At 55.8% G+C, this 15793-nt stretch carries 14 protein-coding genes and 1 riboswitch; of the genes, 7 read left to right on the top strand and 7 right to left on the bottom strand.

The annotated features are described in order from the left end of the window. Positions 1–100 precede the first annotated feature (100 nt). Positions 101–586: a DUF3806 domain-containing protein gene (locus ABY734_RS09835; protein ID WP_372778821.1), complete on the top strand. Its 486-nt coding sequence runs from the start codon at positions 101–103 to the stop codon at positions 584–586. Positions 587–617: 31 nt separating this feature from the next. On the opposite strand, the gene ABY734_RS09830 is transcribed toward ABY734_RS09835, so the two are convergent. The 3 genes from ABY734_RS09830 to ABY734_RS09820 all read right to left on the bottom strand — a co-directional run bounded on the left by ABY734_RS09830 (position 618) and on the right by ABY734_RS09820 (position 3243). After that, positions 618–1493, bottom strand: a complete 876-nt coding sequence (locus tag ABY734_RS09830; RefSeq protein ID WP_372778820.1) for an AEC family transporter — start codon at positions 1491–1493, stop codon at positions 618–620. Between the two features lie 83 nt (positions 1494–1576). Beyond that, on the bottom strand, positions 1577–2344 hold the full coding sequence (locus ABY734_RS09825; RefSeq protein ID WP_372778819.1) for an SDR family oxidoreductase: 768 nt from the start codon (positions 2342–2344) through the stop codon (positions 1577–1579). An 80-nt stretch (positions 2345–2424) separates the two neighbouring features. Continuing rightward, positions 2425–3243: an SDR family NAD(P)-dependent oxidoreductase gene (locus tag ABY734_RS09820; RefSeq protein ID WP_372778818.1), complete on the bottom strand. Its 819-nt coding sequence runs from the start codon at positions 3241–3243 to the stop codon at positions 2425–2427. Between the two features lie 127 nt (positions 3244–3370). Between ABY734_RS09820 and ABY734_RS09815 the strand changes: the two genes are divergently transcribed. Continuing rightward, complete coding sequence (locus ABY734_RS09815; protein ID WP_372778817.1) at positions 3371–4495, top strand: helix-turn-helix transcriptional regulator; 1125 nt, start codon at positions 3371–3373, stop codon at positions 4493–4495. A 79-nt stretch (positions 4496–4574) separates the two neighbouring features. Here ABY734_RS09815 and ABY734_RS09810 read toward each other — a convergent pair whose 3' ends face one another. Further along, entirely contained in the window at positions 4575–5255 is a 681-nt protein-coding gene (locus ABY734_RS09810) for a TetR/AcrR family transcriptional regulator (RefSeq protein ID WP_372778816.1), read from the bottom strand. A gap of 204 nt (positions 5256–5459) precedes the next feature. Between ABY734_RS09810 and ABY734_RS09805 the strand changes: the two genes are divergently transcribed. The 3 genes from ABY734_RS09805 to ABY734_RS09795 all read left to right on the top strand — a co-directional run bounded on the left by ABY734_RS09805 (position 5460) and on the right by ABY734_RS09795 (position 9628). Then, on the top strand, positions 5460–6152 hold the full coding sequence (locus ABY734_RS09805) for a YceI family protein (protein WP_372778815.1): 693 nt from the start codon (positions 5460–5462) through the stop codon (positions 6150–6152). Further along, positions 6153–7412 (top strand): cytochrome b/b6 domain-containing protein, encoded by a 1260-nt coding sequence (locus ABY734_RS09800; RefSeq protein WP_372778814.1) that lies wholly within the window; start codon positions 6153–6155, stop codon positions 7410–7412. A gap of 260 nt (positions 7413–7672) precedes the next feature. Beyond that, complete coding sequence (locus ABY734_RS09795; protein ID WP_372778813.1) at positions 7673–9628, top strand: flavin-containing monooxygenase; 1956 nt, start codon at positions 7673–7675, stop codon at positions 9626–9628. Between the two features lie 38 nt (positions 9629–9666). Here the strand turns inward: ABY734_RS09795 and ABY734_RS09790 are convergent, their stop codons facing one another. Continuing rightward, the gene (locus tag ABY734_RS09790) at positions 9667–11409 is read right to left on the bottom strand and encodes an amidohydrolase family protein (RefSeq protein ID WP_372778812.1); all 1743 of its coding nucleotides are present in this window, start codon (positions 11407–11409) and stop codon (positions 9667–9669) included. Between the two features lie 135 nt (positions 11410–11544). On the opposite strand from ABY734_RS09790, the gene araC reads away from it, so the two are divergent. After that, complete coding sequence (gene araC / locus ABY734_RS09785; RefSeq protein ID WP_372778811.1) at positions 11545–12693, top strand: arabinose operon transcriptional regulator AraC; 1149 nt, start codon at positions 11545–11547, stop codon at positions 12691–12693. A 537-nt stretch (positions 12694–13230) separates the two neighbouring features. Here the strand turns inward: araC and ABY734_RS09780 are convergent. Continuing rightward, positions 13231–13995 (bottom strand): crotonase/enoyl-CoA hydratase family protein, encoded by a 765-nt coding sequence (locus tag ABY734_RS09780; protein ID WP_372778810.1) that lies wholly within the window; start codon positions 13993–13995, stop codon positions 13231–13233. A 140-nt stretch (positions 13996–14135) separates the two neighbouring features. Next, positions 14136–14618 (bottom strand): YajQ family cyclic di-GMP-binding protein, encoded by a 483-nt coding sequence (locus ABY734_RS09775; RefSeq protein WP_372778809.1) that lies wholly within the window; start codon positions 14616–14618, stop codon positions 14136–14138. Positions 14619–14677: 59 nt separating this feature from the next. Between ABY734_RS09775 and ABY734_RS09770 the strand changes: the two genes are divergently transcribed. Beyond that, on the top strand, positions 14678–15577 hold the full coding sequence (locus ABY734_RS09770) for a ketopantoate reductase family protein (RefSeq protein ID WP_372778808.1): 900 nt from the start codon (positions 14678–14680) through the stop codon (positions 15575–15577). Between the two features lie 33 nt (positions 15578–15610). Beyond that, positions 15611–15791, top strand: a riboswitch (cobalamin riboswitch). The last annotated feature ends 2 nt before the right edge of the window (positions 15792–15793 follow it).

Genomic DNA, 15793 nt, shown 5'->3' with positions numbered 1-15793 from the left:
GCCAGGTTTCACAAGGTCCGGCACTGGTACTGACTAAACTCTGGGCCTAAAATCCGGTCTAACTTACTATCCAGACACAAAACCCGACAGGAGATCAGCCATGCGAGCAATGTTAGCCATAGTTCTTGCTCTGTTGCCCGCCTTGCTGGCAGCAGAAACCTTTCGTACCGAAGCCCCGTCGGAATTTGACCGGCGTTTTATGGAAAACCAGATTCAGTCGCTGGATGACATCGCGAGCCTGAATCTGGGGCGCCGCATCAACGGCAACAAACAAAACGACCTGGAAGTCATGCAGACCTTGCTGGATCGCGGCCTGATAAAAAGGGATGAAACCGCCAAACTGCAGGGTATGGGCATTGTCCTCGGGGAGCTGTTGCGCAAGGAAAAAGGCCTGTTCTGGACCATTTATATCGACAAGCTGGGACGCAGCCGCGCCTTGGAAATTCCAGGCAAGCGGGAATTTGTCTTCCCAGTGACCATGATTTCCCGGCGCTACGAAGCTGGCGTCGACGTGAATGTCCGCAAGGTTTACGACAACGCGGTGCAGATTGTCGAAGAAATACAGGACAAGCGCGGCTGGCAGTAACACTACCCGCTATACAGGGAAGGCAAACACCCTATATTAAAAAAACCAACACCAGGGGAATGGTCGCAAAACTGATCAGCGTCGAGGCCATCACCAGGCCTGCCACTGCTTCCGGGCTGCGCCGGTACTGCTGCGCCAGCAGGTAGTTGAATACCGCAGCCGGTGTCGCTGCCTGCAATAAAATCACGCCCCGCAGCACGCCCTCCAGATCCAGCAAGGCCACCGTCAAAACCCCCGCCGCGACGGACACGACAATACGGGCACAGCCCATGGCTACGGCCGTTGCCACATCTTTCAGCTTTAAGCCAACCAGCGACACTCCCAGCGTCAGCAGCATCAGCGGAATAGCCATCCCACCCAGCAAGTTCAGGGTATTGCTGAGGGTTAACGGAAACTGAAAATCTACGGCCACCAGGAGAACGGCCAGCAAACCCGACCACACAACCGGCGATTTCAGCAGCGCCCGGCCAGGCATTTCAGCCGCCAATAGCGCGCTACCCAGGGTGAAGTGGGTCAAACTGAACAGGACAAACACGCCCAGCGACAGGGCAAGCCCCTCCGGGCCAAAGGCAAACAGACACAGGGGCAAGCCCATATTGCCGGAATTGCCAACCACCAGCGGGATGCCGATATCGCGCAGGGGCCAGCGGCACAGCAGACAGACCACCACGGCAAAGACCGCGGTAATAGCCATCAGCACCAGCGCCGCAACAATCACATCCAGCAAAGCTTTCAGCTGCAGTTCCGTCGTACCCAGGGTGCCGATAATCAGCGCTGGCGCGCCGATTTTCATCACCAGGTCACCGACAAAGGCATTGGGAAAGCTGGGCTGGCTGCGCCCCCACCAGATGCCCAGCACGATGCAGACAATGATCGGGACGATAACCGGTGTAATGGTGGCGAACATGCGCAGCCCTGTGCAATAACCAAAAAGCTGAAAAGGAAACAGCCGCGAGGCTACGTCAATTCTCCAGAGTTATGAAGCCCCCGCTAGAACTGTTTCGCACGCAGCATCGCATCGTGACCGCCATCCACAAACAGGATGGAGCCGGTGACAAAACTGGCTCGCTCACTCAACAGAAAACACACCGCTTCGGCAATATCTTTCGGGTCCCCCACCCGGCCAAATGGGACGCTGGCAGCAAAGGCCTTCATTGCTTCGCCCACTTCCGGGTCAGCGTGGGAGGCGTCAACCAGCGGTGTCTGGGTAATCCCGGGCGCCACTGCGTTCAGGCGAATTCGCTGAGCCGCATATTCCGGCGCTTTCTGGCGCAACCACTGGCTCACGGCCCGCTTGCTGCCTGCATAGGCGTGATTGGCGTCCTTTTTATCGATAAATTCGCAGGCGCCCGCTTCATCACCGGCCAGCAGCAGCTCGGTATACTCGTCGTCCGGAAGCATAGGCGCCGAGTTTGACGAAATCATGACAATACTGCCCTTGCGCTTAGCGAGCAGGTCGAGCACGCCTTCGGTGGTCGCCACCGCGCCAAAGTAATTCACACGAGTAATCAGGGAATAAGGGCGCGCCGCCGGCCCCAGCCCAGCGCAGGGCACAAAGCCATCGAGGCCCTCGGGCGCTGCGGCACGAATACCGTCGACAGCGGCCTGACGTCCTTCCGTCGTAGAAAGGTCCGCAATGATATCCGCGTCCTTGATATCCACCACAATGACCGTGTGCCCTTCACCGCGAAGTTGCTGTTTGATCGCCGCGCCGATGCCGGTGGCGCCGCCTGTCATGGCATAGATACCCATAGTCATACCGCCTTGTTATGTTTTGTCAGTTAGATAATCGTCTGCCCTGAGATTAGCACCCGCCCCTGCGAGCACACCATTAACGATTACTCATCGACGGTGTACTGCTCGTAGCTGGGGTTGCAATTGGCTATCAGCTCATCAATACGGCGCCGGTATTCGGGCTTGAAATCCTCGTGGGTAAAAATCCAGAACTGGTCTTTGCGAATGGCATCGAAAACCAGCTCGGCACAGGCAGCGGGCGACATGCCCTGACTGATACCGTCGTTCAAAAACTGCATCAGCTGTTTCTGGCCCTCACTCTGTTCGGCCTGGGCGTCGCGGCCCTCGCCAGAGGCCGCTATTGCAGTAGCAATGGGGCCGGGGCACAGCGCGGAAACGCCAATGGGGCTCTGCTGCAACTCGTAGTGGAGGGTTTCGGTCAGCGCCAACACCGCCTGCTTGCCGACGGTATAGGGGCCCATCAAGGGCGCTGCCAACAGGCCCGCCAGCGACGACGTATTAACGATATGGCCCGCTGTCCCCTGTGCCAGCATTCGCGGCACAAAAGCCTGCACGCCGTGCAGCACGCCCATCAGGTTAATATCGAGAATCCAGCGCCAGTCCTTCAAGGGCACCTCCCAGGTAGTGCCACTGATCAGCACGCCGGCATTGTTGAACAACAGATCGACCTGCCCGAACTGGTCGAAGGCAAAGTCCGCCAGGGCCTCGAGCTCCTCCGCCTTTGATACGTCGGTTTTACGCCACACCGCCCCCAGCTCGCTGGCCAGCGCTTCCACTCGCTCGTCGTTCACGTCCGCCAGCACCACCTTCATACCCTCGCCCGCACAATGCCGCGCCAGCCCCTCACCGATACCGCTGGCGGCACCTGTCACTACGGCCACCTTGCCTGCAAACTCATTCATGGATCAATCCTCTCAATCTGATATGCCCGTTATCGCAGAAGCCCCAAGTGCTAGCATCGTCTGCCCGGACTATCAGCGATCAAACGCTTTCCTGTAGCATGGGGCAAAACGGCTCGCAGATAACAGCATGGATAAAAGCGAACACGCCCTGATTGAAGCCATTTATGATGCTCCGCTCAGTGAACCGGTCTGGTCTGACTGTCTCAAGACTTTGCGCCTCGCCTTGAAGGCCCAGGGCATTGTGCTGATGCTGCGCCTGCCCAACGAGCAGGAGCGCGGGGTAATTCTGGCCGACGGCATCCCCGGCCTTGAGGGTGAAATTGGCGACAACCCTTACAGTGACCAGTTTTACAGTATGGACCCCTTCGTCAATATGCCGGACAACGTGACCGTCACCCTCGACGAACACCTTGATTTAGACGCCCTGCAGAACAGCGAGTTTTACCAACTCAGCATGGAGCCCTTCGGAATTCATCACATCGCGGGCGTGGAACTGACCAGTGGCAGTGATATCGACGCCAGCCTGCGCTTGACGCGAAACAAGGGTGAGCCGGGCTTCACGCGGGATGAACGGGCACTGCTCAATCGCCTGATACCTCATCTGAAGCGGGCGCTGCGCATCCACAGCCGTCTGGAAAGTGTCAGCAGTGAAAAAGAAATCTACGCCCAGGCAGTTTCACAGTTATCGGTGGCGACGTTTTTCCTGAATGACAAAGGCCATCTTATAGAGGCCAACCCCATGGGTGAGCGCCTGCTGGATGCCGACCGGGGCATATCCCTGAGTGCGGGCAAACTGGTACTGGAACGCCCCGTCGATACCCAGAAACTGAAAGTCGCCATCGAAGCCGCGCTGAAAGCCCGCGTGCACGGTGATACCGTTTTCGCCCAGGCCATGCCGGTTTACGACCACAGCGGCGAATGTCAGCTGGGTTTAACTGTGCGCCCGCTGGCGGTTAAGCGCCACCGGGAAACCGACCAGGAAGCGGTCATCGCGGTCTTTGTCAGCGATGCCACAGCGCGTGTTGAAGCACCCCAGGCTTCACTTACCCAGCTGTTTGGACTCACGCCGGCGGAAAGTCGACTGGCCACCGCACTGGCCAACGGACTGAGTCTGGACGACGCCAGCGCCAGCCTGCATATCAGTCGCAATACCGCGCGCGCGCACTTGAGATCGATCTTTTCTAAAACCGGGGTCAGCCAGCAGACCCAGTTGGTGAGCTTGATTTTGAAAAGTGTTGCGCCGCTGGGCTAGGGCAACTCAGTTAAATAACTTCTCCCCGGTTATCGGACAGAGTCCGCATAGCATAAACGTAAGCTATCGCAAAAAAGCCTTACCAACTCACTTTGATATCTGAACGCTGCTTTTCGCGGTCGCGAACGTGCTTGAGAATGTGCGGGTGGTCATCGGTTTTGATAACACCGTGCAAAAACAAACGCAGCACTTCCTGCCGCATACGGGTTTTCATGTTTTCCCGCTCTTTTTTAGTCTTGGCATGGGAGTCCACCCACACCGGCCACAGAAAGTAACCGGCCAGCATAAGAACCGACAGAGCTTCCGAATCAATCCCGCCCTTGGCAACCTCAGCTTTCGCCATCTGCTGTGTTGACTCCTTGAACTGACGGAAAAATTTGTCCTCGCCGGGCTTGTCCGAAGCCAGCACTTCAAACAGCCAGATTCGACACAGGGCCGGGTTATCGACGGCGAAGTCGACCAGCCCTTCAACCACCTCGTAAAGCGGGCGGTCTTCCGCACCACCTTCCCAATGCCCGGCCTCGTCGACACCCACTTCACCGAAGATTGTATTGGACAGATGATCACTCACCCACTGCACCGTCGCCTTGATCAATTGTTCACGAGTTTCAAAGTGCTGATAGGCCGTACCGCGATTGATACCCGCCAGGTTCGCCACCTTCGATAGGCTGAGCGCATCCGGGCCATCTGATGCCAACACCGTGCGCGCCGCTTCCAGTATCGCTTCCCGCGTTGCTGCCTTATCCCTTCTTCGCGCCATGAGCCTTTACCCTATTATCATCACTGGTGATTACTATTAAGCAATTTTGTGGGGCTCCTGTTTATTAGTCAACACGCTGTTCATAATTAATGCAAAATCGCTTTGCAGAACTTGTGCAGAACATCGCTTGTCGAAGGGGAGCACTATGGCCGACACTAGCGCGACCGGCATAAAACCAATACCCAGACCCTCGGAGGAATATTAATGACTAAACCCCTTATAGCTGCCACCACACTAACGGCTGCCACCCTGCTGCTCGGCGCCTGCGGCCCATCGTCCCAACAGGAAACGACTGCCGCGCCCATCGAACTGAAGGTACCCGCAGGCCAATACAAGCACGACCCCTATCACTCCACCCTGGCCTTCAGCGTTAATCACCTGGGGCTGGCCAACTACATCATGCGTTTTACTGATTATGATATTCAGGTCGATCTGGATCCGGACAATATCAGCCAGTCGTCACTCACTGTGACCATCGATGCATCTTCCATCGATACTGACTACACCGGTGATTATCAGGCGACGCACGAAAAATCCCCTTTCACAACCTGGGAAGAGGACCTGACTCAAAGCCCGAAATTTCTGAACGCCAGCGAATACCCCACCATTACCTACACTTCGACAGGCATCGCAAAAAAAGGGGGCAAGCTTGAGATCGACGGCAATTTGACCTTGCTGGGGCAAACCCATCCCGTAAAGCTGGAAGCAACACTGGTTGGTCAGGAGCCACAGCACCCCTTCTTTGGTTATGGCGCGCTGGGCTTCTCCGTAAGCGGCAGCTTTGAACGCTCCCAGTTCGGCATGACACATCTGACTAACCCCCCGTTGGTCAGCGATACCGTTACCGTCAACTTTGAGGGCGAGCTGCACCAGGTAGTAGAGCAAGCAGCCAAATAAATGAGCTACCGCTACAACGCTATTGCGATCACCCTGCATTGGGTGATCGCTGTCTGCATTCTAATTAACCTGGGCTTTGGCTGGTGGATGGGTGACGCCCTGAACGATGACGCCACCCAAAATCTCGCCACCAATGTTTTTCAACGGCATAAGTCGCTTGGTCTGTTGATCCTTGTACTGAGCTTGCTGCGCTTGGGCTGGCGCCTGCTGCATCCCGCCCCACCACTGCCCGAGGCCACCGCTCGCTGGGAGCAGCTTGTCGCACGGCTTACCCACATAGCTTTCTACGGGCTGATGATTGGCATTCCCCTGAGTGGCTGGCTCTACGTTTCAACCCAGTGGCGCGGCGACAATCCGCTGAACGTACCCACCGTATGGTTTGGCTTGTTTGAAGTGCCGCACTTGCTGGCCCTGAATACCCTGTCTCCAGAAACCCGGGAGTTTTTGGCAAGTTGGATATTACCCGCCCACGAATATTTAAGCTGGGCCTTTACCCTGCTGCTGGCGCTGCATATTGGCGCCGCACTGCGCCATCATCTAGTCTTGAAAGACGCCGTGCTCACCCACATGATTCCGGCGCTGGCGAAAGCCACTCCCCAGCCATATCAGGCAAAAACGCGACCTCTCACAGCGGCTGCGGCGACACTGAGCCTTGCCGCTTTGCTCGCTATTGGCTTGAGCCTTTCTGGCGACGCTCCCGAACAGGATGCCTCGTCGGCGGAACAGGCACTCGCGGAACTAACAGAAGATTTTCCCACCGGGTTACCACACTGGCTGCTGCTCTCCGGCGAGAGCCATATACATTTTTCCGGTACCCATGCCGGAAAGGCGTTTAAGGGAAAGTTCACCCGCTGGCAGGCAGAACTGCGTTTTGACAACGCCACCGGCACACCGGCAATTGCTGTGGTGATAGACACCGCATCCGCCACCGATGGCGCGCCCATGCACGATCGCACCCTGCCCCAGGAAGAGTGGTTTAACGCGAGCGTTTATCCCTTTGCTACCTATACGGCAAACACTGCCGATGCCTTGGGTGACAATCGCTACGCCCTGCCCGGCACCCTGACCATCAAGCACCACCCCGTGGCTATGGCGCCGCTAACGCTGGAACAAAGCGGCGATACACTGCGCATATACGGCGAGCTGGTACTCGACCGGGCGGAGGTAGACATGGGAATGGAGTCTGACCCCAATGGCGAATGGGTCTCACGCGAGATCAGGATTCAGGTGAACGCACTTGCGACTCGGCAGAACCCATAGCGCGCTGCCATATCCCCATACTCCACACTGACATGAAATTTCTGACAAAATTCGCACTATAGTCAATATGGAGGATGAATTGTCTTCGGCCTGAGCCCACTCTGGTATCTGACGCAGAGTAACAGCCTTAAGATACCGGAGGACATCTCCCGTGCAGGCAGTGGACACCCGGCTTTCCCATGCTTCTTCACCCCTACAGGAAAGCCTGATTACCAAAGAATCACAGCGCACCGCAATATCATTATTCTGAGCACATACGCATGAACAAAAACCTTGAAGCCCGAGTGGACCCCATAACCGAAGACGAAGACTTTATCGCCCGTGCACTGGAAGAACTCAGTCCACCCGCACTGATCATGTCTATCGTTCATATGACAGGCAACACTGACCTGCTCAAAAGCAATCTTCGCCCCCGCGTCATGGACGTGGTGGAAGCCTCAACACAAACTGAACCGCTCGAAGACGGCAGTCTGACCCTTAAGCAGGGCGCCGAGATCCGCGCCCACGCGCTGAAGGCCATCCGCACCTATCGTGAACGCGGCTGCGAACTGCCAGTCCTATCTGAGAGTGTAATCAACGATATGCTCGACTTTATGAGCGGCCAGCATATCGAGGGCGACTACCGTGAATTTATCAAGGAAGAGATTGCCATTGATGGCGTTGACCATCGCGCCGTTGAGTTTGATAACGCAAAATTGAAGGCGCGAGCAGCCAACTTTCCGGTCGTTATTATTGGCGCGGGCATGGGCGGCCTGCTGGCGGCCATTCGGCTCGATGAAGCGGGTATTCCCTGCAGGATTATCGAAAAGAATCCGGCCATCGGCGGCACCTGGTACGAGAACCGCTACCCTGGCTGCCGCGTGGACGTTCAGGGCCACAGTTACAGCTATTCCTTTGAACCCAACCACGACTGGAGCAGCCACTACCCCAAGGCCAAGGAGATTCACGACTACTACGAGCACTGCGCCGATGAATACAAGGTGCGCGATAAAATCCGATTTAACACGGAAGTGGAATCGGCAGTCTACGATGATGCGAACAACCGCTGGACGGTTACGGCTATCGACGCACACGGTGATCGAGAACACATGGAAGCCTGTGCAGTCATTAGCGCGGTCGGACAACTCAACCGCCCCAAACTGCCTGCCATCGATGGGCTGGACAGTTTTTCCGGGCCGGTCATTCACTCCGGCGCCTGGCCGAAAGGCTGCGATCTCTCAGGCAAGCGCGTAGCGGTAATCGGTTGTGGAGCCAGCGCTCTACAGATTATTCCGGAAATGGCAAAGGCGGGTTCACCGCTACTGGTTTTTCAGCGCTCCCCCGCCTGGATGTTTCCCAATCTGGAATATCACTCACCGGTGACCGAAGCCCAGCGCTGGGCACTGAAAAAACTACCCTACTACTCTAAGTGGTATCGCTTCTGGCTGTTCTACACAGCCACCGAAGGGGTTTTTGCCAAAACACAGGTCGACCCGACGTGGAACAGCCCGCTCTCAGTCAGTGCCTCCAATGAAGATATGCGCATTGTGCTCACCGAGTGGATCAAGTCACAGGTCGACGACCCGGAGCTGATCGCCAAGGTCCTGCCAGACTATCCACCCTTCGGTAAACGGATTTTGCAGGACAACGGCTGTTACCTGCAGGCCCTGCAGCAGGACAATGTCGATTTGATTACCGACGGAATTGAAAAAGTCATGGCAAACGGCATTGTTACTAGCGACGGCAGGCTGCACGAGGTAGATGCCATTGTCTGCGCCACCGGTTTTCACGCCGACCGTTTTCTATTCCCAATGAAGATCACCGGCCGCAATGGCATTGACCTCAATGAACAGTGGGAAGGCAACAATGGTCGCGCCTATCTGGGCATCACCGTACCTAACTTTCCCAATCTGTTTTGCATCTATGGGCCCAATACCAACCTTGTGGTGGCTGGCAGTATTGCCCACAACGCCGAATCACAGGTGAACTATATACTGCGCAGTTTCAAACTATTGTTTGAAACCGGCAAAGAAGCCATGGATTGCCGCCGGGATATTCATGACGACTACAACAAGCGAGTGGATGCTGCTAACGAAGGCGCCGCCTGGGGCTGGCCCGGCGTCAACAGCTGGTACAAAAATGAGCAGGGCCGTATTACCGCCAACCTGCCGTTTAGAATTATTGATTACTGGCGCATGACCAAGCAGCCCAATCCCGCCGACTACCACTTTTATTAATGAGTCATTTCCCGGTCGGGCGTTGCGCGTAAACTGATTCAGGCCGGCTCAAGCATCTCGCCGGGGCGAGTACCAGTCGGTCCACCGCTATCGAAGGTAGGTACACCGTTGACCATGGTCAGCCGCATTGGCGCCGCATCGCGGGTCCATCGCCAGGTATGACCGCCCTTTCCGTCTGGCACGTCATAGACCCGACGCATTTCGCGCTCCTGAATTTCATCGAGACTAAAAACCGTGATATCGGCCTTTTTACCCACGCCGAGCTCGCCGCGATCCGGCAGCGAAAAGTGCCTCGCGATCTTGCCGGTTAGCGAGTGCACGGCCTCTTCGATAGAAAGCTGCTTGTTCTTTTTGACAAACTCCGTAATCAGTTTGATATTTTCGCCACCGCCGCAGAGCATCTGTCCGTGCGCCCCGGCATCACTGACATTGCCTACGGCCTTTGGATCGCGCAGCAGCTTCAAGACCATCTCCGTGTCCATCTCGAAGGGTGGCATGGTGACCGTGGATTCCAGCCCGTTGGCAATAAGCCATTCCGCCATCGCGTCGGAGGGGTGCTCGGCGCCAATCTGCTCCATGTACTCGCCAACCGTTATTCCGATGGGTCCGACGCCATTGTCGGTATTCATAAGAATCAACTGCTCCGCACGACCGCGGGGAAAAGGAGAAAACTCAAAGGTTTCGTTGTCCCAGGAGGCGCGAGCCCGCTTGCGCCAGTCTGGATCACGCATAAGGGCGATCTTGGCTTCGTCCGTTTCAGTGGTTACAACCTCATGCCAGACATAGTCATTGGATTGGGCGAAAATCAGCGAACTCTGCACACTAAGCGTCGAAGTGACCGGAATGTGCGCAAAAGCTGTCCAAAAATCGCGGCCTTCTTTCTTGAATTGCTCGTGGAGCTCTACCAGGGGCGCCTGAATGCCCATCATGTCCCGCTGAAAGACCAGCGTCGGCAAGCCGCCCCATTGCACCCGCACATTCAGACCTTCCATCAGGCGGGCAATGCGCACCATCGACTCGGGTGCCGTCATGGCACGAAAGACATCGACAATCACCTGAAAACAGCTGCCCTTGTGTTTGTCCATGACTTCAAACAACGCCCGGAACTCGGCATCGTCAGCCTTTAAGGTCGGCACCGGACGGTCTTCACCATCGTGATCAAACAAATTGGACGACAACCCCAGAGCGCCGGCAGACAGGGCTTCGTCAAGCAAGGCCGCCATTCGCTCTATCTCAGCGGCTGTCGCGGCCCGATCCCAGGCTTCAAGCCCCATTACTGCAAGACGCAGAGCAATATGCCCGCAGAAGGCGGCGTAGTTTGTCGGCAGTTTGACGTTGCGAACCATCGAATCTTTATACTCTGGCCAACTCCGCCAGTCCCAGGGCAACTCACTGAAGAACGGCTCTTTCGGGATGTCCTCAAAAAAGGAAAAGATACTAACGACCTCACGGCGAACCGCTTCCTCTTCCGATATGGGCGCGACACTGAAACCGCAGTTGCCCATGATAGTGGTGGTAACCCCAAAACCAGGCAGCGGATCCAACTCGGAATCCCACCACATGGCGCCGTCGAAGTGGGTGTGAGTTTCAATAAATCCCGGTGTAACCAGACAGCCACCGGCATCCACCACCGCTTCACCGGAATTCGGCTCCAACGCGGGTGCAATCTCCTGAATCACACCGTCGGCGATCCGCACGTCGCCCTGATAGGACGGCGCCCCGGTGCCATCGACGATGGTGCCCCCACGAATCAAACAGGCTGAGGATTCTTGTACAGACATAGTTGCAAGCTCCTGAAAATAATCGTTTCTTATACTTGGACTTTAAGAATATTACCGGCGCACATTTATGCAGCCTGGAAAACTCTGTGCTTTATAAGCAATATAGGCCTTGTATTCACAGGCAGGTAGAACGATGTGACCGCAGACTTTAACGATATTACTGAAGCTTTAGGTGCCCAACAGGCCGCTCTGGCAATGCTGAGGGTAATACAGGGGCGGCAACTGGGCGCCGATCAACTGGAGGTGTTTTATCGTTATTTCGCCGAGCGCGGGGTCAGCGTGACGGTAGCAGTTTTCAAGGAATGGATCGCGCAGATTCAGCGCGAACTCGACAGCCAGGAGTCACTGAAGCAGCTGGCCAAGGTCTGGACTGAACGCCTCGGAGAGCATGCCAGCTTTACCCCACAGGAAGCCGAGGAGTTTCATCATCAGTACGCCTCGGTGCTCGATACCAATGCCATCATTCGCCAGCCAGTGGTCGTTGGTTATGTCGAGCGCGAGGCTGGCAGCGCCTTTGATCTGGAGCTTTCCCAGCCCGCCAGGAATATTCGCTGGACGCTGCTCTACACCGTCTCCGGTCAGGCAACGCTTAAAGCAGGTATTCGGGATCTCACCATATCCCCCGGTGATGTACTGCTACTGCCACCCAATGCCATGTATTCACTAAAACGCTCCACCATCGCGCGGCGCTGGAACCATTTCTATATCAGCTTTCACCCACACACTGACTGGCGCCACCATCTCGATTGGCCAACCCCAGCTCCGCACGTAGGTTATGTGAAAGTTCCCAAATCCGAGCGAAAAAAAATTAGGCGAGTGCTTGAAGATCTGGTCGACAACAGTTTGCATCCCTCAGCCGTAATGCATGATCTGGAAGCTAATCTCTTATTGCAGTTTATATTGCGCTGCAGCAGCTATTTTTCACAAAGCCATCACCGGGTAAGCGATAACCGCATCGACAAGGCGAAACGCTTCGTTGAAGAACATCTGAGTGAGGCTTTTACTCTGGAGCAGGTCGCCTCGGCGGTGCATATGTCTCCCTCACGGCTCGCCGCACTCTTCAAAGAACACACCGGTTTAAGCGTATTTAGCTGGCGCAACGAACGGCGACTGATTCAGGCTGCTCACCTGCTTCGCAGCAGCGATCAAGCTATTGCCACTATAGGAGCGAAACTGGGATTCAGCGATCCGACCTACTTTTCCCGTACCTTTCGCCAACATATTGGCTGCAGTCCGAAGGCTTACCGCCACCAGCGACAGAGTGACGTCGCCAATGGCCTATAACAATTATCGGAGCGTGCTGTACGCTTACACTGTAAGTCTTCATGAGCAATCTTGCGCCACGCCCTTCTGTTCAATTACATAAAAATTGACCAAGCGTGAGCTAGTAGTCGAATTGCGTAAATCTGATTCGTCTTGGCAATCAGTTTTTCAAGCACCCATGAAGGTGCTTCCAGCTCCTGCTGCATGCGAAACACCAGTGCTTCAAACCCTTTCCGTTTAATCCTCACGGCCTGCCCCAAGAGGTTGTCTACGTGCTTACCGCGTTGCCAACACGCTTCCCGGGAGACAAAGCGATCCGCGAGCACACCGGAAAGCGCGACACAGTCACTAAAGAGATGACCCTCATGTTCGCCGACAAAGCCTGCCTCGTGGCTGCAGGCGATCGCGGAGGTAAAGAATGGAGGCAGCCCCCACTTCTGTAGAAGCCACCACAAGCGGCATTGGCGCTCGCATTTGAAAATTCCACCGCCCCTTGCCCGCTCCCAACAGGAGTTAGAAGCAGACACGAGTTACTTCGGGAATGAGGTGAGGGCTGGATCAGCGCCCCTTCCAGTTCGGCGCCCGCTTCTCGGCAAAGGCCGTCGCACCTTCAATCGCATCTTCGCTGCTGAAAATCACATCCACCTGTTTCTGTTGATTGGGGAACATTTCATCCAGTGACCAGTCCTGTGATTCCAGAATCACTTCCTTGGACTTGATCACTGCCAGCGGACCATTAGCGGCAATGGATTTGGCCAGCGCTTTGGCGCCTTCCAGCGCGGTACCCGGCTCGACAACGCGATTGATCAAACCCAGCTCATAGGCCCTATTGGCATCGATAAAATCACCGGTCAGCGCCAGCTCCATGGCGATGCGCGGAGCAATCTGGCGCGGCAAGCGCATCAGGCCACCGGCGGCGGCCACCAGGCCACGTTTGGCTTCGGGTATGCCGAACTTCGCACTGTTGGCCGAAACCACCAGATCACAGGCAATCATCAGCTCAAAGCCGCCGGCCAGCGCAAACCCTTCTACCGCAGCAATCAAAGGCTTTTTCGGCAGTGACTCCACCAAACCGGCAAAACCCTTGCCTTCGATAAAGGGCATTTCACCACTGACGAAAGCCTTCAAATCCATGCCTGAGCAGAAAGTGCCCTCAGCACCCGTGAGGATAGCGACCTGAATACTGTCGTTGCTGTCCAGTTCGTCCATTGCCGCAGCGATGCCTTTGGCTACATCGAGGTTGACGGCATTTTTGGCTTTGGGGCGATTGATGGTGATGGTCATTACGCCATCAGCTACTTCGGTCAGAACGGCATCGCTCATAGTGCTCTCCTGTCAGTGAGTATCATTATTCAGCGCCCAATAATGTACACAGGAGTTTGATCGTGCAAGCGATTATGGCGTGGGCGTGAACTGCCCCTCACCCCAACTCCATCCCGGAGGGAGAGGGACATCCGCAAAAATTAATCCCTGAAATTAGTAAACTGCAGCGGTTGCTCCAGATCTTCGGCCCGCAACAAGGCCATCACCTGCTGCAAATCATCACGTTTTTTTCCCGTGACACGCACCTGATCGCCCTGAATCTGACTTTGGACTTTCAGCTTGGAGTCTTTGATCAGTTTTACGATTTTTCTGGCCAGTGCCGCTTCCAGACCGTTTTTCATGTTAATCATTACCTTGACCTGTTTACCTGCGGTCGCCGGCTCGCCCACTTCCATGGCCAGCGGGTCGATGTCGCATTTGATCAAGGCAGCGCGCAGCATGTCTTCCATCTGACTGAGCTGGAAATCAGCTTCGGCAAACATGGTGACGCCCAGCTCTTCGCGTTTGAAGGCGGCATCGACTCCTTTAAAGTCAAAGCGATTATCAATGACACGCTGCGCCTGGTCGACGGCATTGGTAAACTGGTGCAGATCCACTTCAGAAACGATATCAAAGGATGGCATGACACTTTCTCTTACATCACATGGGCACCGAATGGTAGCACTGCTGCGAGAAGCTTGTCATGACTGAGCCCTGGCTGATTCTGGGCGCCGGCAGCATCGGTGGACTCTGGGCTGCGCGGCTCTATCAGGCCGGTCGCTGCCCTCAATTACTGCTCAGGGAAGATGCCTTGGGCAATTATGATGGATTGCACATTGAAGGCGAGCAATCGCTTCCCGTGCCGGCCACCACTGCTGCGGCTCTTACCCAGCCCATTGATCACCTGTTGGTGTGCTGCAAGAGCTATCAGACGCTTGATGCCCTCAGCCCCCTTGCACCTCACTTTCACGAAAACACGGCGCTGGTGCTGGTGCAAAATGGCATGGGCATTGCCGAGCAGATCAAGGCCCTTTATCCCGAAATTCGTTTATATTGCGGCACCACCACCGTCGGCGCCAACCGCAGCGCGCGTTTCTCTATAAGGCCGGCTGGCCGTGGCGAGACACTGATCGGAGGTTTTGATGACTCGGCAACACAGGCAGGAGTAATCGCCGACGGCCTGTCTTGCCCGGGATTCCCGGTATCAGCCAAAGACAATATTCTCGCCCTCCTGTGGCGCAAACTTGCCATCAATTGCGCGATCAATCCGCTAACCGTTCGGTATCGATGCCGCAATGGCGAACTGCTTGATCTCCCGGCGGCTTGCCGCGACCTCAAAGTGATCTGTGAGGAATTTTCGGCCGTCAGCCAGGCGCTGGGGCGAGAGCACTGGGTACCCAACTTACTGGATACGGTGACAGACGTTGCCCATAAGACCGCTGCCAACCGCTCCTCAATGTTGCAGGATGTCGAAGCCGGTCGCAGAACCGAAATTGATGCGATAACCGGCTATCTATGCCGCGAAGCACAGCGCCTTTCCATACACACTCCTATGAATCAGTCGCTGCTGGATGAAATTGTCAGTACCCACTCACCGCGTTGACAGCCCGGCCCGCAGTCAGTAGAGTGCGCGCACCTGCCTTGGGTGCCCGCGGGTGCTGATTTAAGTTGTCAGTCAGTACAGGCGCGGGTTAAACGGGAAGTCTGGTGCCGGTTCACATGAACCCAGTCCAGCGCTGCCCCCGCAACGGTAATTATCGCGTTTGAATGTCTGAACCGATAACAGCCCGGAACCGGCCCATGCAGATACAACGATGAC

The sequence above is a fragment of the Litorivivens sp. genome, from assembly GCF_041624475.1.
Lineage (GTDB): Bacteria > Pseudomonadota > Gammaproteobacteria > Pseudomonadales > Spongiibacteraceae > Litorivivens.
Note: the sequence above shows the minus strand (reverse complement) of the source record. Positions and strands in the feature narration are given on the sequence as shown.